At 64.2% G+C, this 19,479-nt stretch carries 19 protein-coding genes; 11 read left to right on the top strand and 8 right to left on the bottom strand.

Going from position 1 to position 19,479, the window contains the following annotated elements:
- Position 1: 1 nt before the first annotated feature.
- Positions 2-1,123, bottom strand: a complete 1,122-nt coding sequence (locus SKZ59_RS22230; RefSeq protein ID WP_070301543.1) for a M14-type cytosolic carboxypeptidase — start codon at positions 1,121-1,123, stop codon at positions 2-4.
- 302 nt (positions 1,124-1,425) lie between these two features.
- Between SKZ59_RS22230 and SKZ59_RS22235 the strand changes: the two genes are divergently transcribed.
- Together SKZ59_RS22235 and SKZ59_RS22240 are read left to right on the top strand one after the other, a co-directional pair.
- Positions 1,426-2,088, top strand: coding sequence for a TetR/AcrR family transcriptional regulator (locus SKZ59_RS22235; protein WP_034752095.1), 663 nt, complete (start codon positions 1,426-1,428; stop codon positions 2,086-2,088).
- Positions 2,089-2,184: 96 nt separating this feature from the next.
- Positions 2,185-2,556, top strand: a complete 372-nt coding sequence (locus tag SKZ59_RS22240; RefSeq protein ID WP_034752097.1) for a hypothetical protein — start codon at positions 2,185-2,187, stop codon at positions 2,554-2,556.
- A gap of 60 nt (positions 2,557-2,616) precedes the next feature.
- Here SKZ59_RS22240 and SKZ59_RS22245 read toward each other — a convergent pair whose 3' ends face one another.
- The gene (locus SKZ59_RS22245; RefSeq protein ID WP_319992968.1) at positions 2,617-4,113 is read right to left on the bottom strand and encodes a succinate CoA transferase; all 1,497 of its coding nucleotides are present in this window, start codon (positions 4,111-4,113) and stop codon (positions 2,617-2,619) included.
- Between the two features lie 159 nt (positions 4,114-4,272).
- Between SKZ59_RS22245 and SKZ59_RS22250 the strand changes: the two genes are divergently transcribed.
- On the top strand, positions 4,273-5,166 hold the full coding sequence (locus SKZ59_RS22250) for a LysR substrate-binding domain-containing protein (RefSeq protein WP_319992985.1): 894 nt from the start codon (positions 4,273-4,275) through the stop codon (positions 5,164-5,166).
- A 51-nt stretch (positions 5,167-5,217) separates the two neighbouring features.
- On the opposite strand, the gene fucP is transcribed toward SKZ59_RS22250, so the two are convergent.
- Positions 5,218-6,519 (bottom strand): L-fucose:H+ symporter permease, encoded by a 1,302-nt coding sequence (gene fucP / locus SKZ59_RS22255; RefSeq protein ID WP_034752146.1) that lies wholly within the window; start codon positions 6,517-6,519, stop codon positions 5,218-5,220.
- Between the two features lie 436 nt (positions 6,520-6,955).
- Between fucP and SKZ59_RS22260 the strand changes: the two genes are divergently transcribed.
- Together SKZ59_RS22260 and SKZ59_RS22265 are read left to right on the top strand one after the other, a co-directional pair.
- Complete coding sequence (locus tag SKZ59_RS22260; RefSeq protein WP_080698581.1) at positions 6,956-7,189, top strand: DUF3563 family protein; 234 nt, start codon at positions 6,956-6,958, stop codon at positions 7,187-7,189.
- A 98-nt stretch (positions 7,190-7,287) separates the two neighbouring features.
- On the top strand, positions 7,288-7,815 hold the full coding sequence (locus SKZ59_RS22265) for an NADPH-dependent FMN reductase (RefSeq protein WP_319992969.1): 528 nt from the start codon (positions 7,288-7,290) through the stop codon (positions 7,813-7,815).
- Positions 7,816-7,873: 58 nt separating this feature from the next.
- Here the strand turns inward: SKZ59_RS22265 and SKZ59_RS22270 are convergent, their stop codons facing one another.
- From SKZ59_RS22270 to SKZ59_RS22285, 4 genes are all read right to left on the bottom strand, one after another.
- Positions 7,874-9,580, bottom strand: a complete 1,707-nt coding sequence (locus SKZ59_RS22270) for a lactate permease LctP family transporter (protein WP_319992970.1) — start codon at positions 9,578-9,580, stop codon at positions 7,874-7,876.
- 87 nt (positions 9,581-9,667) lie between these two features.
- On the bottom strand, positions 9,668-11,113 hold the full coding sequence (locus SKZ59_RS22275; protein WP_319992971.1) for a LutB/LldF family L-lactate oxidation iron-sulfur protein: 1,446 nt from the start codon (positions 11,111-11,113) through the stop codon (positions 9,668-9,670).
- Positions 11,110-11,826, bottom strand: coding sequence for a LutC/YkgG family protein (locus SKZ59_RS22280; protein WP_319992972.1), 717 nt, complete (start codon positions 11,824-11,826; stop codon positions 11,110-11,112). Before SKZ59_RS22280 ends, SKZ59_RS22275 begins: the two co-directional genes overlap by 4 nt.
- A complete protein-coding gene (locus SKZ59_RS22285) occupies positions 11,823-12,614 on the bottom strand; it encodes a (Fe-S)-binding protein (protein WP_219327466.1) in 792 nt (263 codons plus the stop codon). Before SKZ59_RS22285 ends, SKZ59_RS22280 begins: the two co-directional genes overlap by 4 nt.
- A 139-nt stretch (positions 12,615-12,753) precedes the next feature.
- On the opposite strand from SKZ59_RS22285, the gene SKZ59_RS22290 reads away from it, so the two are divergent.
- The 6 genes from SKZ59_RS22290 to SKZ59_RS22315 all read left to right on the top strand — a co-directional run bounded on the left by SKZ59_RS22290 (position 12,754) and on the right by SKZ59_RS22315 (position 19,036).
- Positions 12,754-13,467: a FadR/GntR family transcriptional regulator gene (locus SKZ59_RS22290; protein WP_319992973.1), complete on the top strand. Its 714-nt coding sequence runs from the start codon at positions 12,754-12,756 to the stop codon at positions 13,465-13,467.
- 93 nt (positions 13,468-13,560) lie between these two features.
- The gene (locus SKZ59_RS22295; RefSeq protein WP_319992974.1) at positions 13,561-13,974 is read left to right on the top strand and encodes a hypothetical protein; all 414 of its coding nucleotides are present in this window, start codon (positions 13,561-13,563) and stop codon (positions 13,972-13,974) included.
- 239 nt (positions 13,975-14,213) lie between these two features.
- Positions 14,214-15,005 (top strand): TorF family putative porin, encoded by a 792-nt coding sequence (locus tag SKZ59_RS22300; RefSeq protein WP_319992975.1) that lies wholly within the window; start codon positions 14,214-14,216, stop codon positions 15,003-15,005.
- A 57-nt stretch (positions 15,006-15,062) separates the two neighbouring features.
- Positions 15,063-17,126: a methyl-accepting chemotaxis protein gene (locus SKZ59_RS22305; RefSeq protein ID WP_319992976.1), complete on the top strand. Its 2,064-nt coding sequence runs from the start codon at positions 15,063-15,065 to the stop codon at positions 17,124-17,126.
- A gap of 141 nt (positions 17,127-17,267) precedes the next feature.
- The gene (locus tag SKZ59_RS22310; RefSeq protein ID WP_319992977.1) at positions 17,268-17,879 is read left to right on the top strand and encodes a hypothetical protein; all 612 of its coding nucleotides are present in this window, start codon (positions 17,268-17,270) and stop codon (positions 17,877-17,879) included.
- 128 nt (positions 17,880-18,007) lie between these two features.
- On the top strand, positions 18,008-19,036 hold the full coding sequence (locus SKZ59_RS22315) for an acyl-CoA dehydrogenase (RefSeq protein WP_319992978.1): 1,029 nt from the start codon (positions 18,008-18,010) through the stop codon (positions 19,034-19,036).
- Between the two features lie 73 nt (positions 19,037-19,109).
- Here SKZ59_RS22315 and SKZ59_RS22320 read toward each other — a convergent pair.
- Positions 19,110-19,479, bottom strand: a 370-nt coding sequence (locus tag SKZ59_RS22320; protein WP_319992979.1) for an autotransporter outer membrane beta-barrel domain-containing protein, incomplete at its 5' end; no start/stop codon positions are given.

Here is a 19,479-nt window from a genome sequence, read left to right on the forward strand (position 1 = left end):
TTCAATCGAGCGACAGCAGGATAGGCTGCAGCATGGCCGCGCCCAGTGCCGCGCTGCGCGCGCCATTCCAGCCCACGCTTGGATCCGGCAAGTCGGCGTTTTCCTTGAACGGCATTTCCAGGGTCAGCGCCAGGCAGCCGAAGTGGTGGCCGATGTATTTCGACGCCAGGGTCAGCATGTCGGACTTGTACTTGCTGGCGGCATAGCCGAACTTGTCCTGGAAGTCGGGGCTGGCCTGCTTGTAGCGCTCGATGAAGGCCTTCTGGTGCGCCGCCTGGGCGGGCGTGAAGTTTTCCAGCATTTCATTGCCGGCCACAAAGTTGTACGGCAGCGCTTCATCGCCGTGGATGTCGAAGAACATGTCGACGCCCGTTTCGTGGATCTTGTTTTTCACGCACAGCACTTCCGGGCTCGATTCCAGCGAAGGCGTCATCCATTCGCGGTTCAGGTTGGCACCGGCCGCATTCGTGCGCAGGTTGCCGCGAATGGAGCCGTCCGGGTTCATGTTCGGCACGATGTGGAACACGGCGCGCTGCAGCAATTTGCGCGCGATCGGGTTGGCGTCGTCGAGCAGCGAGTCGATCAAGCCTTCGACGAACCATTCGGCCATCGATTCGCCCGGATGCTGGCGCGCGATGACCCAGATCTTCTTTTCCGCCTGCGGATTGCCGATGGTGACCATGTTCATGTCGCGGCCATCGACCGTGCTGCCCAGGTCGGACACGCGCGCCAGCGGATGCTCGGCCACTTCGCCCAGCAGGCGCAAATGGCGCTCCCACGAATACGGCTCGAAGTAGGCGTAGTACACGCTGTCGAGTTCAGGCGTGTGCGAGATCGTCATGACCTGGCCGTCGAACGCCGTCGGCACGCGGAACCAGTTTTCGCTGTCGTAGCTGGCCACGGCCTGGTAGTCTTCATAGCCGGCCGGATAGGTGGCCTGGCCCGCGTTCAGGAAGCGCATCGTGCATGCCTGGCCGCGCGCGCCCTGCAGGCGGAAGTGGAACCACTGGTGGATGTCGGCGTGGCTATCCTTGCGCAAGTTCAGGTCGATGGCGCCGGCGCTGGTGGCGCTCACCACGTCGATGGCGCCCGAGTCGAAGTTCTGGCTGATTTTAATGGTCATGTAATGATCCCGTCCGAATGTAAGTGTTCCGGCGTTGCCTCGTGGGCTAGCGCCGTTGCGCTAAAAAACGCAGTGTAAGCTATCCTGCTATTTTCCGCCCTTTGGCCCCGTTCGCAAAGCCTGGCCCGGAGATTTATGCACCATTCCGGGGCATCGTTGGAAAAGCGCCGGGCAAAAGCGCGAAAAAACGGTCCGCTGTCGCATCTACCGGACAAAAAACTGAATTGTAACAATGCCGGAAACATTGGCGGCCCCTCGTCCCCCTATAATTCCTGCTTTCATAGAGTCGCCGGGAAAGAGTCGTGGACAAGAAGCTGACCAATATTCAGGAAAGAAAATTACGCGAGGCGCAGGCGCGGCGCGAGCACATCATCGACGTCGTCAAAGACCTCATCAAGAAGGGCGGCGCGCGCGCCGTCTCCATCCGCAAGGTGGCCGAAGCGGCCGGCTTTTCCACCACCGTCGTGTACGCCCTGTTCCGCGACAAGGCCACCCTGATCGCCCAGGCCATGGACAAGGACTTGCTGGAACTGGTGCGCGCCATGCGCACGGCCTGCGACACCAGCACTGACCCATGGGAACGCATCAGCCTGGTCGGCCGCGCCTACATCGAATACGGCTTCCAGCATCCCGACGAATACTCGCTGATCTTCATGGAGCTGCGCCCGCACGCGGAAGTCGACGCCGTCGACGTCGAACACGGCAATATCGAACAAGACCCGTATGCCTACGCGCTGCACCTGTTCGGCGAGCTGGCGCAAACGGGCCAGGTACGCCAGGACGAGCCGGCGCTGCACACGATGACGCAAATCTTCTGGCAATCGCTGCACGGCCTCGTGTCGCTGCGCATCGTCATGGATGCGGGCGACCCATGGACGCCGCACCCGGAAATGAACGCGCATATCGACGACTTGCTCGCCGTCGTCACGACAGGCATACGCCTACGCTTTGCACCGCCTTCCTGACGTTTGATCCAGCGCAAACCAGGCGGACGGAAAAGGCGGACAGTGGAGTGAAGCCGCCTGCGCCGATGCAGCGCGGCTTGCGCGAAGGAGTGCGAGATGAACGAAGCCTATTCCACGGACCGGCTTGACAAACAGCAAAGCGCGAACAATGCTGTACGCATGGAAGCGCGCCTGACAAAACTGGAAACGGACCGGGAACATGACCGGCTATGGTTCAAGACCCTGGAACAGCGTCTTGGCGAAGGCCTCGATAAGGTACGCACGGAATTGCACAACGAATCACAGCTGCTGCGTGCCGACCTGACGCAATTTCGCGGCGACTTGCGCGGCGACTGCCACGCCCTGCGCACGGAACTGGGCGACATCCGCAAGCACATGCACACCCACTTCCTGTGGTTCATGGGCATACAGGCCACCACCACGTTTGCCCTGCTGGGCTTGGGCGCCAAGGCGCTGCATATGTACTGAGGAAAGTAAAAAGGCAGCGCGGTGCCGCACCGCCCTGCCCTGTCTTGATGCTGGCGAAGCTTACTGCGCTGCCAGCATGCTCTGCGTTTCCTGGTAGCGCACGTGCCAGGCCAGGGCATCTTGCAGGATGTGCGGCGTGTGGCCGCCACGCTGGCATGCCGCGTCGTAATAGGCACGCAGCTGCGCGCGGTAATCGGGATGCGTGCAGCGATCGATGATCAACGGCGCCCGTTCACGCGGCGCCAGGCCGCGCAAGTCCGCAAAACCCCACTCCGTCACCAGCACGTCGACGTCATGCTCCGTATGGTCCACATGCGAGACCATCGGCACGACGCTGGAAATGCGCCCGCCCTTGGCCGCCGATTTCGACACGAACATCGACACTTGCCCGTTGCGCGCGAAGTCGCCCGAGCCGCCGATGCCGTTCATCATGTGCGTGCCGCACACGTGCGTGGAATTGACGTTGCCGTAAATATCGAACTCGAGCGCCGTGTTCAGGGCGATGATGCCCAGGCGGCGCACGATCTCGGGATGGTTGCTGATCTCTTGCGGGCGCAGCACGATTTTCGAGCGGTAATGGTCGATATTGTCCATCAGCTTTTGATGCACGGCGGCCGACAGGGTGATCGACGAAGCCGAGGCAAACGCCAGCTGGCCCGAATCGAGCAGCTCGATGGCGCTGTCCTGCAGCACTTCCGAATACATCGTCATGTTGCGGAAAGGCGATCCGATCAGGCCATGCAGCACGGCGTTGGCGATGGTGCCGATGCCCGCCTGCAGCGGCAGCAATTCCGGCCCCATGCGCCCGGCCGCCACCTCGCCCTCCAGGAAGGCGATCACGTGGCCGGCGATCGCCTGCGTTTCCGCGTCGGGCGGCAAGGCGTTCGACGGGCTGTCGGGGCTGTCCGTGATGACGATGGCGGCGATGCGGGCCGGGTCGATGGCGATGGCCGTGCTGCCCAGGCGCTGGTCCACGCGCGTGAGGGGAATCGGCTCGCGGCCCGGCAAGGTGTGCGGTATATAGATGTCGTGCAAGCCTTCCAGCGCCAGCGGCGTGGACAGGTTGATCTCGATGATCACCTGCGTGGCCTGCTGGGCAAAGGCGGCGGAGTTGCCCACCGACATGGTTGGGATGATGGCGCCGGCCGCCGTGATGGCTGTTGCTTCGATGACGGCGATATCGACGGCTGCCAGGTTGCCCGAACGCAGCTGCTCGGCCGTTTCCGACAGGTGCTGGTCGATGAACATGACTTCGCCGTTGTTGATCTTGCCGCGCAAGACCGGGTCGACCTGGAACGGCATGCGGCGCGCCAGCACGCCCGCCTCGGCCATCAAGCCGTCGCTGCCATTGCCCAGCGAAGCGCCCGTGATCAAGGTCAGGCTCAAGGGATCTTGCAGGGCGCGTTCGGCCAGTGCGCGCGGCAAGGCCTTGGCGTCGCCGGCACGGGTAAAACCGCTCATGCCGACACGCATGCCGTTGTGGAACAATTTGGCTGCCTCATCGGCGCTCATGATTTTGCCGAGCAAGCCTGGGTGGCGGATACGGTCTTCGTACATCTGATGCTCCTGATCTTCTTACTATTCTCAAACTGGATGGCTGTCATACACCAGCCCCATAAGTGGAATCAGTATAAAATCGCGGTCACATGCATGGCATGAATTAATTTCGCCACATCCAGTCGATATTTTCATGCCTTGCCAATGCCGAGCACCCTCGTGGATATCCGTTCCCTGCGCTATTTCGTCGAAACCGTGCGCCTGTCGAGCTTTACGCAGGCGGCCGAATCGCTGCACCTGACCCAGTCGACCATCAGCAAGATGGTGCGCCAGCTGGAAGACGAGGTGGGCGCCCAGCTGCTGGTGCGCGACGGGCGCAAGCTGACCCTGACGGACACGGGCCGCATCGTCTATCAGCATGGCCAGGAAATGCTGGCGAACATGCGCCAGCTGACCCTGGAAGTGCGTGACACGCAGGCCTTGCAGCGCGGCAGCCTGACGGTCGGCATCCCGCCCATGATCAATGTGCTGTTTACGCCTGTATTAAAGGCCTTCCGCGCGCGTCACCCGCACATCAGCCTGACGCTGCAGGAAGACACGGGCCAGCAGATCGAACGCCAGGTGGCGGCCGGCGAGCTGGAAATCGGCATGACGGTGCTGCCGGCCGATCCGGAACTCGATCTCGTGGCCGTGGAAGTGGCCAGCTATCCGATCTGGGCCCTGGCCGAGCCGGGCACGTTCCAGAAAAACCGCACGACCCTGCCCTTCAAGGCGCTGGCCGACTTGCCGCTGGTGCTGTTAAAGGATGATTTCGCTCTCACGCGCAGCCTGCGCCAGCATTTCGCGCAAGCGGGCTTTGCGCCAATGATCGCGGCCCAGAGCGGGCAATGGGACTGGCTGGTGGCGATGGCCTCGGCGGGCCTGGGCGTGGCCCTGCTGCCCGAGCCGTTCATCCACCGCCTGGCCGGCGAGCCGCTGGAGGCTGTGCGCATCGTCGAGCCGGAGGTGGCGTGGCAGGTGGCGCATATCTGGAGCGGGCGCTATCTGTCGCATGCGGCGCGCGCCTGGCTCGAAGTATGCCAGGACGTGCTGGGCACGCAGTTCGCGCACTGACGTAAAAAAGGGTGGCCTAGGCCACCCTTTTGCTTGATCACGCCACCTTGCTTACTTGGCGCTGTCGTTGTACATGCTGGCGTACTTCCAGCCGAAGTACAGAATGAAGGTGTAGCACACGGCCGGCACGAGGAAGGACAGTTGCAGATTGATGTGGTCGGCCAGGAAGCCCTGGATGAACGGCACGATGGCGCCGCCGACGATAGCCATGCAGAGGATGCCCGAACCTTGTCCCGTTTGCGCGCCCAGCTTGTTCAGGGCCATGCTGAAGATGGTCGGGAACATGATGGAGTTGAACAGGCCGACGGCGATCAAGGCCCACATGGCCGTGTGACCGCTGGAGAACACGGCAACGAGGATCAGCGCGATGACGACGGCGGCGTTGAAGGCCAGGGTCTTGCCCGGGCTGACATAGCGCATCACGGCAAAGCCGACGAAGCGGCCCAGCATGGCGCCACCCCAGTAATAGCTGACGAAATAGGCGGCATCGGCGTGGCTGAGGCCAGCGATATGGCTCTCGCCCAGGAAGTTGATCAGGAAGCTGCCGATGCTGACTTCACCGCCCACGTACAGGAAGATGGCCAGCGCGCCCAGCACCAGGTGGCGGTGCGACCAGATCGAGACCTTGTGGCCATCGTGCGCCAGGGCGGCGGCATCGTCGGCATGCGAAATCTTCGGCAATTTTGCCAGCGCGAACAGCACGGCCAGGATTACCAGAGTAGCGGCCAGCACCAGGTACGGGCCTTGCACGGAGGCCGCTTCCTTGGCGCGGTAAGCCAGTTGCTCGGCCGCCGGCAGCAGGTCGAACTGCTGCACCGTCAGCACGGTGCCCGACAAGATCAGCATGCCGCCCAGCGCAGGCGCCACCGTGGTGCCCAGCGCGTTGAACGCTTGCGTCAGGGTCAAACGGCTCGATGCCGTCTGCGGGTCGCCCAGTTCCGTCACGTACGGGTTGGCCGCCACCTGCAGCACGGTGATGCCGGCCGCCAGGATGAAGAAGGACAACAGGAACAGCGCATAGCTGCCGGTCGATGCCGGATAGAACATGGCGCAGCCGGCGGCCGCGATCAGCAGGCCGGCGACGACGCCGCGCTGGTAGCCGATCTTCTTGATCAGCATGCCGGCGGGCAGCGAAACGATGGCGTAGGCGCCAAAGAAGCAGAACTGCACCAGCATCGCCTGCACATACGTCAGGGTGTAGATCGAGCGCAGATGGGGAATCAGCACATCATTGAGCGATGTCAGCAGTCCCCACATGAAAAACAGCACCGTGACAATGATCAGGGCGCCTGTATTGTTTTGCGTGCCGGCCTGTGCGGACGGTACGCCCTGGCCTTGCTTTACGTATTCCATACCTTCTCCATTTTTCAATTCCAAGTTGATCTTGCCTGGCATGGAAGCGTTTCCACCCGGGCAGCACCAGGACGCGCAAGCGCCACGCAGATATCAGCGTGGGCCATGACTGCCATCAGCAAAACAGGGGCAGGCATGGCGCTGCTTGCGCGCGGCAGGCGCACGGCCGACCGTTTCTCGCCAAAATGATGTCTTGTAGGCGCGGCACGCCTGCGGGCCGCGTCAGAAAACAACATTCAGGAGAAAACAGTCTTGTAGTAAAACTACGATACTGCGCCCGCATTATGCCTTAAAGCCCCGTATTGCGCAGCTTTCCCGCCTGTTATTCTAAAAATGAATAGCCGACATTTGAAATCAAAAGTAGCCTTATAACTTGGAATCGCTATACTTATATTGCAGTGCAGCACAACGCGGCACGCCACATAAGGAGTCTGCCATGTCTACCGCATTTACTTACCACACCACGCAAAACAGCAATATCGTCGCTACCCTGGTCCACGCCGCCAAACGTGTTGGCGCCTGGCTGAACCAAAGCAGCGACCGCCGCGAACGCGCTTACGAAGAAGCCTACCTGGCCGAATCGACGGATCGTTACGACCTGGAATACCGCATGCGCGAACTGGCCCGTGCCAACCCGCAGCCAAGCTGGATGAGCGGCCTGAGCCGTTAAGAGTGACGCAGTACCCAGTCGCTCACCGGCTGTTGCAACATCGATAGCGCCATCCTGCTCGCCTTGCGCTTGAGCACAGGATGGGCTATACAGGCGGGATGCACACGCCCATTACCATTCTCGCCATCGCCGGCAGCCTGCGCGCCGCCTCGCTGAACACCGCCCTGCTGCGCGCCATCGCCGGGCTTGCGCCACGGCCATTCGACATCCGCATCTATTCGGGACTCGGTGAGTTACCGCTATTCAATCCCGACCTCGATGCCGACAGCCTGCCGGCCGTGACCGGTCTGCGCGACGCCATCCTGGCGGCCGACGTGCTGATGCTGGCCAGCCCCGAATACGCGCACGGCGTGAGCGGCCCCATGAAAAACGCGCTGGACTGGATGGTGGGAAATGAATCGTTCATCGACAAGCCGCTGGTGCTGCTGAACGCCTCGCCGCGCGCCACGCATGCGCAGGCGGCCCTGCGCGAAACGGTAGTCACCATGTCGGCGCGCCTGATCGACGACGCCTGCATCAGCTTGCCCCTGCTGGGGTCGGGTCTCGATGCCGAGGGCATCGCTGCGGACCCGGCATTGCGCCGGGCCATCCTCGATATGCTGCAGTGCATCAGGTCATTTTCATGACCGTCTGCACGTTTTACTGTCATTTCATCTAGTTTTACTACGTACTTCTACGGACCGCTCAATGCGGGATCATGCCGGTGAAGACGTAGGCCTGCAGCATGGTGATGATGCCGATGATGACGGCAAACAACAGGCTGTGCTTCAAGGTAAAGCGGAACAGGTCCGATTCCTTGCCCACCAGGCCAGTCGCCGCGCAGGCGACGGCGATCGACTGGGGCGAGATCATCTTCGCCGTCACGCCGCCCGTCGTATTGGCCGCCACCATCAGGGTGTCGGACACGCCGATCTGGTGCGCCGTCGTGTTTTGCAGGGAGCAGAACAAGGCGTTCGACGACGTGTCGGACCCCGTCAGGAAGACGCCCAGCCAGCCCAGGAACGGCGAGAAGAACGGGAAGGCGGCGCCGCTGCCGGCCAGCAGCAGGGCCAGTGTGGACGACATGCCCGAGTAGTTGGCAACGAAGGCAAACGCCAGCACCAGGCCGATCGACAGCACGGGACGGCGCAACTCCACGATCGTTTCCACGAACGCCTTCAGACCATCGCGCGGCTTCATACGCAGCATCAGCATCGACAGCACGGCCGTCAGCAAGATCGCCGTGCCCACGGCCGACAGCAGATCGAGCTTGAACACGGCGTCATACGCCTTCGGCTCGGCCACGATGGGCATGGTCTTCATCACCAGTTTGTCGAGGTAAGGCACGTGGATCTTGATGACCAGGCTGGACAACGCGCCGCCGGCGGCAAACAGTGCCTTGAAGCCGGGCAGGCTCCACACGGTGACGATGGCCGTCAACAGGCCGAACGGCGCCCAGGCGCGCATGGTCTGCGCCATCGTGTAGGGCGAGGCGGCGCGGTTGCCACCGCCGCGCACGGCCGCAGCACCGCCCGCACCGCCAAAGCCGGACAGCGCTGCCGTGCCGCCGCCGACGGCATGCGCCACTTTCGCATTCTTCGGCTGCCACACTTTCAGGAACAGGGTCAGCGACACCAGGCTGACGAGGGCCGAGGTGATGTCCGGCAGTTCAGGGCCGATATGGTTCGACGTGAAATACTGGGTGACGGCAAAGCTCAAACCCGTCACCAGCGCGGCTGGCCACACTTCGCGCACGCCGCGGAATCCATCCATCATGAAGACCAGCCAGAACGGCACCAGCAGCGACAGCAGCGGCAACTGGCGGCCCGCCATGGCGCCGATCAGGAACGGGTCGATGCCCGTCACCTGCCCCGCCACGATGATGGGGATGCCCATGGCGCCGAAGGCCACGGGCGCCGTGTTGGCGATCAGGCACAGGCCCGCCGCATACAGCGGGTTGAAACCCAGGCCCACCAGCAGCGCCGAGGTGATCGCCACGGGCGCGCCGAAACCGGCCGCCCCTTCCAGGAAGGCGCCGAAGGCAAAGCCGATCAACAGCACCTGCAGGCGCTGGTCGTCCGTGACGGACAGCACGGACGCGCGGATGATGTCGATCTGCCCTGTTTTCACGACGATCTTGTACAGGAAGACGGCCGTGACGATGATCCAGGCGATCGGCCACAAGCCGTACGCAAAACCGTAGCCGGCCGCCGCCAGCGCCTGCGGCACGGGCATGCCATACGCGAAGATGGCGACGGCTAGCGCCAGCGCCAGGGTGACGGCGGCCGCCACATGTCCCTTGATGCGCAGCGCCGCCAGCGCGATGAAGAAGAAAATGATGGGGATGGCTGCCGCCAGCGACGACAGCCACAAGCTGCCGAGCGGTGTATAAAGTTGGGTCCAGGTTTGCATGTCGGGTCTCCTCCGGTGGATGCGGGTTAAGTGAAAAAACGGCTTTGCTGTATTTTTTTGCGGCGTATTTTTCTGTGGGGGCCGGCACTACTCTTCCTGGCCCCGCGCGTTCAGCAGGTCGGCCAGGCTGCGCGGCGCCGGCGTCAAGGGCTTGCGGTGCTGCGTCCAGCCCAGCTGCGCGCGCGGCGTCAGCATGCGCAGCCGCGTGGCGGCCCAGCGGAACAGCCGGTAGCTGCCGGGGCGCGCGAAGGCGCCGCTCCAGAAGCGCCAGATCAGGCTTTCGCCGCGGCTGAACTTGGCGCCCTGCCCGCGCAGCGGATGGCTGACTTCCTCGTTCGGATTGCGGTTCGCTTCCGTACGCAGGCGCACCAGCAGCTGCGGAATCGGGATGCGTACGGGGCACACTTCGCCGCAGGCGCCGCACAGGCTCGATGCGGTGGCCAGATCCGCCGTCGCAGCTAGTCCCAACAAGTGGGGCGAAATGATCTTGCCGATCGGCCCCGGATACGTGGTGCCGTAGGCGTGGCCGCCGATGCGCGTGTAGACGGGACAGTGGTTCATGCAGGCGCCGCAGCGTATGCATTGCAAGGTGGCGCGCAGCTGCTCGTCGGCGTAGGCCTGGCTGCGGCCGTTGTCGAGCAAGACCAGGTGCACTTCGCGCGGCCCATCTTTTTCACCGGCGCGGCGCGGGCCGGAAATCAGGTTGAAATACGTGGTGATGGCCTGGCCCGTGGCCGAACGCGTCAGGAGGCTGGCCAGCGGTACGATATGTTCGAGCTTGGCCACCACTTTTTCCATGCCCATGATGGCGATGTGCACGTCCGGCACGGACGTCGTCAAGCGGCCATTGCCCTCGTTTTCCACCAGCCACAGGGTGCCCGTGTCGGCCGCCGCGAAGTTCACGCCCGACAGGCCGATATCGGCGTCAACGAAGGCCTGGCGCAGAGCGCGCCGTCCCGTCTGGATCAGGCTGTCGACGTCTTCCGTGTAGGGCGCGTCGGGGATATGTTCGGCGAACAGGCCGGCGATGTCGGCCTTCGTCTTGTGAATGGCAGGCATGACGATGTGCGACGGCTTTTCGCCGGCCAGCTGCACGATGTACTCGCCCATGTCCGATTCCAGGCACGTCATGCCGCGCGCTTCCAGATAGTGATTGAGCTCGATTTCCTCGCTGGCCATCGACTTGCCCTTGATGAAGCGCGTCGCCTGATTGCGCTGCGCGATGGCGTGGATGATGGCGTTGGCCTGCTCGCCATCCTCGGCCCAGTGCACCTGCACGCCGGCCGCCGTCAGCCTGTCTTCCAGCTGCACCAGCAAATCGGGCAGGCGCGCCAGCGCGTGCCGGCGCACGGCTTCGCCGATGTCGCGCAGGCGTTCCAGTTCGTCGCCGTCGGGGAATTGCGTCTTGCGCTTGTCCTGTAAAAAATCCATGGCGCCGCGAAAGCTCTGGCGCAGTTTCGGGTCGTCCAGCGCGGCGCGGGCGCGCGCATGGAAGTCGGCCGGCTTGACGAATTGCAGGGGCTTGGCGTTCATGGCTGGCCTCCTTCCTGGGCGGACAAGTCATCGATGATCAGCACCCACAGCCAGCGCGGGCCGTGCGCGCCATAGGCCAGCGTCTGCTGGATATCGGACGTTTTCGAGGGGCCGGACACCAGCACCAGGTTGGCCGGCATGCCGTCCGCCCAGCGCTCGGCGCGCGCCGCCGCGTGCAAGTCCACATGCAGGGTGCTCGCATACACAAGACAGATATGCAAAGGGGGCGCCAGGGACACCGTGCGCGGCGTGGCCGCATCGGGTGCGATGACCAGGGTGCCCGTGGCGGCGATGCCGGAGCGCGCGATGGTGAAACCCGCATCGACGGTGTCGAACAGTTCACTTTTCCACTGCGCCAGCGGACGCGTGAATGACAGCGTCTCCACCGCAGGTGGCAAGGCGGCGCGCAAGGCCTGCCCTTCGGCGCTGCCGGTATCGAGCAGCAAACGGCGCACGCCGTGTTCACCGAGGCGCTGCGCCAGCAGGGCGGGCCAGGTGTCCACGCTCACACAGTCGACTTGCGCGTGCGAGACGCGCAAGGCGGCCTGCATGGCGGCGATCCTGTCCCGTGCCGGCAGCGGCGCGGCGGCGCGGCGCGCCAGGTAGTGCTGGTCGATCGCCGTATCGATGAGCTCCACCGCTTCGGGTGCGGCGGGCGCGGCGGCGCGCAGGCGTCCCAGCATCCGTTCGCGGGCGGTCAGGATCGCGCTCATGCCGCGCCTCCCGTACGGCGCCACAAAAAGCTGGCCATATGCTCGACGGGTAGCGGCGCGCCCTGGTGCTGCGCGGCGTGGCCGATATTGAGCAGGCAGCCGCAGTCGGCCGAGACGAGCCGGTCGCAGCCTGTGGCGCAGGCTGAGGCGATCTTGTCGCTGACCATGGCACCGGAAATATCGGGGTGCTTCAATGAAAACGTGCCGCCAAAGCCGCAGCATTCCGATTCGCGCTGGTGTTCGATGCGCGTCACGCCGGGCAAGGCATCGACCAGGGCCACGCCGTGGGTGCGCGTACCCATTTCGCGGCGCGCGCCGCACGAGGTATGCAGCACCACGTTTTCATCGGCCTGCGCGGCGGCGCCCATGCCGGCCAGGTCGAGCTGCAGCACGCAGACGAGAAATTCGCTCAGTTCATATACGCGCTCGGCCAGCTCCAAGGCCTTGGGGCCGGCCACCGGGTCGTCCTGGAACAGCTGCGGCCAATGGTGGCGCATCATGCCGGCGCAGGAACCGGACGGCACGATCACGGGCCACGGCTGCGCAAACAGGTCGAGCTGGGCGCGGGCCACGGCGCGCGCCTGTTCCGGATTGCCGCTGCTGTAGGCGGGCTGGCCGCAGCAGCTCTGGCCGCGCGGATAATGCACGAGCAAGCCTTCCCGCTCCAGCAGGCGTACGGCATCAAGGCCCGCCTGCGGCACGAACAGGTCGACCAGGCAGGTGGCGAACAGGTACACCTGCGGCGGTGGCGATGGATAGTGGCGTGGCTGGCGCGGGTCTGGCTGCATGCGTTGTCTCCCCGGCGCTCTGTGTGTTGCTGCGGCGCCGCTGTGTGTTGTTAAGAATGACCGGTTCACGCATAATTCCAGCTTCCGCAAGCCACTTCAAATTGCTCGGACCACTTTAAAACAACACCGGAAGACATCGATGGCGACAGGCATGCAAACGCGGGGCAGGGTCGAGATGGTGATGCGCAGGCTGGAGACGGCCTTGCTGGACGGCAGCTTGCCGGCGGGCGCGCAGTTGCCGGCCGAACGCCTGCTGGCGCAGCAATATGCAGTCTCGCGCAACACCGTGCGCGAAGCCGTGCAGCGGCTGGCGGCGCGGGGCCTCGTGCGCAGCCGGCGCGGTGCCGGCGTGTTCGTGACCGATCAATTGCGCACCGGCATGGCTTCGCCGTGGAGCCAGCTGGTGGCCGACCACCCCGCCCTGCGCGACGACATCCTGGAATTTCGCCGCGTGCTGGAAGGGGCGACGGCGTACTTTGCCGCGCAGCGGGCCAGCGGGGACGAGCGCGCGCAGATCATGGCGCTGCTGGCCGAGCTGGAACAGGCGCGCGCCAGCGACGACAAGCACGGCGAGGCGCAGGCCGACGCGCGCCTGCATGAAGTCATCGCACAGGCGTCGCACAACACCATGTTTTTGCACTTGCACACCAGCATCATCGGCATGCTGCGCGAACACATCACCATCAATGGCACGGGCTTGCGCCAGCAGGACGAGGCCACTTCGCTGCAGCTGCTGTCGCAGCACCGCACCCTGTGCGTAGCGATCTGCGCCAGCCAGCCCGAGGAAGCGCGCACGGCCATGCAAAGCCACATCGATTTCGTGCGCACGCGCGTCACCAGCGATGACGATTGAGGCCACTGGTAGGACCAGTACCAGGACCAGTACCTGCGCACAGCGGACGCAAAAACTGCTACCATCGCGCGCCGCCAACTGATCCCTCCTGCCATGACCGTCCTCGCCCACACCCATCCGCTGGTGCTCCAGCTGGAAAACGACTTGCTGCCCCTGTTTCGCGCCGCCCTATCGCCACTAGCGGCCGCCGCGCCACGGGCGCTCGCCTCTGTCTTCGCCTTTTCCAGCGGCACGGCCAGCGCCTTCCAGGATTATCACTTCGGCATTTCCTGCCTGCTCGCAGACGTGCCCGACGATGCCCCGGAAGAAGTCGCCCTGCTGGTCGGCGTCACGGGCCTCGATGCCGGCGCCCGGCTCAGCGCCCAGGTCGTTTGGGGCCAGCCATCGGGCCAGGTGGAAATGCAGGCCGAACTGCAGGCAGATGACTTGCCAACCCTGCATGCCGCCCTGCCCGGCTTGCTGGCCAGCTTGCAACAGGCAGCCAGCCGGGGCGCACCAGCAAGATGACAGGTGCATGAAAAAGTGCCAGGAAACAACAACTTACGCTTTCCTCTACGCAACTTTGTTGACTTCCACTAGCCCCAGCCCCTATCCTTTCAGTTACGTTTGGTGAGAATGTGTGCGTGTTCATGCGAGCATGCAAGCGGCATCGCCTTGCCTCCAAAAAGTCCATTCCGCATTTTTATTGCAACCATCAGGGCAACGCGCCTGAACGGCCGCTGCCAGCAAATACGGAGCTGACTGCCATGCCATCGCACCACCATTTTCCTGCCACAACCTTGCTCGGCTGCCTCTTTTTACTGGCCACCCTGCCCGTGCAGGCGCAAACCACGGACAGCCCTGCCGCCACCTTTACCGCCAATGCCAGTCTCACGTCGCAATACATTTCGCGCGGCTTTCGCCAGACCTGGGGCAAGCCGGCGCTGCAGGCGGGGGCCGACTACGCGCACCCGAGCGGCTGGTCGCTGGGCACGTGGGCGTCCACCGTCAGCGACCGCTATATCGAGGATGCGACCATCGAATGGGACGTGTACGGCGGCTACAGCGGCACGGTCGGTGAACTCGGCTACAGTGTGCTGGCCTACTATTACAAGTATCCGGGCGCCGTCTACCGCGCCACAGGCGTGAAGTACGACTATGGCGAACTGTCGCTGGGCCTCAGCTACAAGATGCTATACGCCAAGTACAACCGCACGGTCACGCCGGACTTCTTCGGCATCACCAATGCGCGCGGCACGGGCTACCTGGACGTGGGCGCGAATGTCGACCTGGGCAATGCCTGGACCTTGAACCTGCACGCCGGCAATGGCCGGGTGGCGGGTACGGGCAACGCCATCTGGAACTGGCGCGACGCCAAGATCGGTGTCACCCGGACCTTCGACGGCGGCTGGAGCGCCAGCGCCGCCGTCACGCGCGCCTGGGGCGCCACCGATGCCTACGACCATTACACCTTGGGCATCCCGAATGCGGCCGGCCAGCTCGACATGTCGAACCCCGCCGCGACCACCCTGGTCGTGGCCATCAGCAAGACGTTCTAGGCGCGCCACCCGCGACGCCCATGACACCAATACCCCTCCCCATCAAGGAACAGCATCATGCAACTCTCACTGAACAGTAAAATCTGCGTCGCCGCCACCGCGCTCGCCATCCTCAGCCTCGGCGTCACGGCGGCCGTGATCGGCTACAAGAGCAGCGCCAGCGCCGAAGCGGCCGCGCTGGACCTGGCGCGCACGTCGGCGCGCGAAGTGGCGGGTGCATTGCAGGCGCGCATCGCCAGCAACCTGTCCAGCGTGTCCAGCCTGGCTGGCGCCATGCGCGGCACCAAGAGCGCCAGCCTGCCCCTGCAGCGCGAACAGATCAATGAACTGACCAAGGCAACATTGACCAGTTCGGAAGACTTGCTGGGCTCGGCCGTGACGTGGGAGCCGAACGCGCTCGACGGCAAGGATGCGGATTTCGCCAATCAGAAGCCGTACTACGACGCCAGCGGCCGCTTCATGCCCTACTGGACGCGGGGCGCCGGCGGCAAGCTGCAAGTCGAACCCATCGTCTTCGACCCGAAACCGGGCGCCAACGACTGGTATGACGTGCCCAAGCGCACAGGCAAGACTTACTTTACGGAACCGTACATCTACCCCGTCGATGGCAAGAATGTACTGATGGCCTCGCTGGTGGCGCCCATCATGATCGATGGCAGCTTCAAGGGCGTGGCCAGCGCCGACTTCATGCTTACGCGCCTGGCGAAAATCCTCGCCGACCTGAAAGTGATCGAGGGCGGCAAGCTGGCCCTGATCTCGAACGGCGGCCTGTACGCGAGCCACCCCGTGCCCGAGCGGCTGGGCAAGAAGGCCGACGACGTGCCTGCGGCCGGCCTGGAAAAAGTGCGCCAGGGCCAGGCGTATGAATACGAGGACGACAAGGGCTATATCCATTTGCTGCAGCCGCTACAGATCCACCCCGATATCGCGCCCTGGAGCGTGGAGCTGAATTTCCCGAAAAGCGTGGCCACGGCCTCTGCGCGCGACCTGATGATCTACACCCTGATCGTCGCCCTGCTGTGCGCGGCGGCCACGGCCGGCATTCTGATTCTGGTCGTCAACCAGTTGACGCGTCCCCTGCGCACCCTGGGTCGCACCATGACGGACCTGTCGAGCGGCGACGCCGACCTGCGCGTGAAGCTGGAAGTCAAGGGTACCGACGAGCTGGCCGTGATCGGCAAGGGTTTCAACGCCTTCGTGGAAAAGATCCACGCCGTGCTGCTGCAAGTGCAGGCCAGTGCCGACAACGTGGCCCGCGCCAGTGCGGAAATTGCGCAAGGCAATAACGACCTGTCGGCCCGCACGGAACAGCAAGCCAGTTCGCTGGAAGAAACGGCCGCCTCGGTGGAAGAGCTGACGGGCACGGTCAAGGAAAATGCCGACCATGCGCGCCAGGCGAATCAATTGGCCGCGTCCGCATCCAGCGTGGCGCAAAAGAGCGGCGAAGTGGTCGGCAAGGTGATTGAAACCATGACGTCGATCAATGACTCGTCGAACAAGATCGTCGACATCATCAGCGTCATCGACGGCATCGCCTTCCAGACGAATATCCTGGCGCTGAACGCGGCCGTGGAAGCGGCGCGCGCGGGCGAACAGGGCCGAGGTTTCGCCGTCGTCGCCACGGAAGTGCGCAACCTGGCGCAACGCTCGGCGGCCGCCGCCAAGGAAATCAAGCTGCTGATCGACGATTCCGTCGGCAAGGTGGCGGCCGGCAGCAAGCTCGTCGACGAAGCGGGCGCCACCATGGAACAGGTGGTCGACAGCGTGCGCAAGGTGACCGCCATCATGGCCGACATCAGCGTCGCCACCACCGAGCAAAGCGACGGCATCGCCCAGGTCAACCAGGCGCTGGCGCAGATGGATGGCGTGACGCAGCAGAACGCGGCCCTGGTCGAGGAAGCGGCAGCCGCCGCCGAAAGCCTGCAGGACCAGGCCAGCCATCTGGCCGAGGTGGTCAGCGTGTTCAAGCTGGGTGCACAGCAGCAAACGACGCCGCAGGCAATGCCGGCGGTGAAAAAAGCAGCGCCGCTGCCAGCCAAGCGCCTGAGCGTTGCCAAGCCGGCGCCCGCGGAAAGAGCGCAGGCCAAGGCGCCGGCCGGCGATGATTGGGAAGAGTTTTAAGCCTGTCTTGCCACACGGCTGCGAGTGCCCTTGATCTATATCAAGTCACGAATACATTCGGTGAGAATTGCCCCTGATCCATCCTTTTATACTGTTGCCGCGTCTACGGCACGCATGCTTGCCGGAATAAAAGGATGGAGCATGAAAAAAATAGTGGCAGTATTCCTGGCATCAAGCACCGCACTGCTGGCCGGCTGCGGCGGTGGCGGCGGCAGCAGTGATGCAGGCAATTCCGATGCCGGCTCGACGCTGGCTCCCTACGTCGGCACCTGGCAAGCGCCGTGCGACGAACATGAACGCCAGACCATGGTGGTCACAGCCAAGGCCGATGGCAGCGGCGCGATGGAACTGACCTCCACCATCGAAACCTATCTCAAGACCGGCTGCAGCGGCACCTTGCTGGGCACGGAAACCATGACCGCAAAGATGAGCGCGACACCGGATGGCGTGGCCGACGTTCTCGTCAAACTGACGGAGAATGGAGCCGCCAGCAATGTGCGCATCGACAAGCTGAATCTGTCCATGCCCGCCTATACCTTCAACGTCACAGGACCTGGCGTGCAATACGTGAAGAAAGATGGCAAACAGCAATGGTGCATCGAATATGAAGGCGGCTCCACCTGCCTGCTCGACGAAGGCATACGCCCGGCGCAAACCATCAAAGGCGGCATCCTCTTGCGCGACAACAAGCTCTACACCTTCTCGCATAACGGCAGCAGTTATGAGCCCGACATGCTGTACGTGAAAAAATAAGCGCGTGACTGGCTGCGGGGCCCACGGCCATGCTGCTTCATGGCCTCGAGCCCGTCAGCGAGGGTAGGTGTAGAATCGAACAGACATTGCAAAAGCAGAAAGCTATCCTGTTAAAAAAGGAGCTTGCCATGTCGACCAACGCTTTCTCCGTGCCGTCCGACGCCGCACTGGCCACCCTCTTGCCGCCGCAGGACAGCGCCCTCCCCTCCATCGACGGCTTGCGGCGCCTGCGCGACGCGGGCCTGGACCAGCTGCCCCTGCCCGGCCACGGCGCCACCCTGCGGCGCTGGCAAATGCTGGCCACCATCGCCGCCATCGACCTCTCCCTGCTCAAGCTGTACGAAAGCCATACGGATGCGCTGGCCATCCTGGCGGAACTCGGCGGCCCCGGCGCGCCGGCTGGCAGCAGTTGGGGCGTCTGGAGCGCGGACATGCCGGACGCGCGCGTGCGCTTGCGGCAGATGGCCGATGGCCGCCATGTGCTCGACGGACGCAAGGCCTGGTGTGCAGGCGCACATGGCCTCAGCCATGCCTTGATCAGCTGCTGGAACGACGCTCACCAGGCTTGCCTGGCCACCGTAGAGCTGTCGCAGCCCGGCGTGCGCGTCACGGACGAAGGCTGGCAAGCCATCGGCATGCGCGCCTGCGCCAGCGTCGACGTGACCTTTTCCGCTGCGCGCGTCTTTCCCGTCGGCGCGCCAGGCGCCTATCTTGAGCGGCCCGGCTACTGGCATGGCAGCGCCGGCATCGCGGCCGCGTGGTACGGCGCCGCCTGCGCCATCGCCAGCCACCTGCATGCGCGCGCGCAGCACGCCGCCCCCGATCCCGTGCGCCTGGCGCAACTGGGCCAGATCGACTGCGCCCTGCGCGCGGCCGGCGCTCTGCTGCGCGAAGGCGCCGCCGAGATTGACGCGCATCCGCAACGCGACGCCATGGCCCTGGCGCTACGCCTGCGCCTTGCCGTGGAAGACGCGGCCACCCTGGTGCTGCACCTGGCCACGCGCGCGCTGGGTGCCGGTCCCCTGTGCCGCGATGCCCATTTCGCGCGCCTGGCGGCCGACCTGCCAGTCTTCCTGCGCCAGAGCCATGCGGAACGCGACCAGGCCGTGCTGGGCGGCATCGTCGCCGGCGCGGAAGAACATCCGTGGACGCTGTGAGGGCGCGCAGACAAAAAAATCGCCGGACCGGATGGACTCCGGGCCGGCGATCAGGACTAGTCTGACTGGATGATTACTTGAGCGGCATCGCGATACCGAACATCACGGACTGGGTACGTCCGCTATCGATGTTCAGATTGCTGTTGTAGTCGAGGGTGATGGTCATGCCGTTCGACAGCAGCAGTTTGACGCCCAGCCCCGCCGCCCAGTTGCCCGTCTGCTGCGGCACCGTGCGGATCACGTACACGGGGCCGTCGGCCACCAGGTCGGCATACGCCAGGCGCGCATCATCGGCGCCCTGGAACTGGTGCCGGTACTCGAGCCGCGCGCGCGGGAACCACGTGCCCAGGCCGCCCACATAGATGCCCTCGGCCCGCACGCCGAGCGCGCCGATGCGCGAACGCACGGTCTGCTTGAAGTAGCTCAGGGCGTTGATACCCGCT

Origin of the sequence: Janthinobacterium sp. GMG2 (genome assembly GCF_033949445.1) — a bacterium.
GTDB classification, from domain to species: Bacteria; Pseudomonadota; Gammaproteobacteria; order Burkholderiales; family Burkholderiaceae_D; genus Janthinobacterium; species Janthinobacterium aestuarii.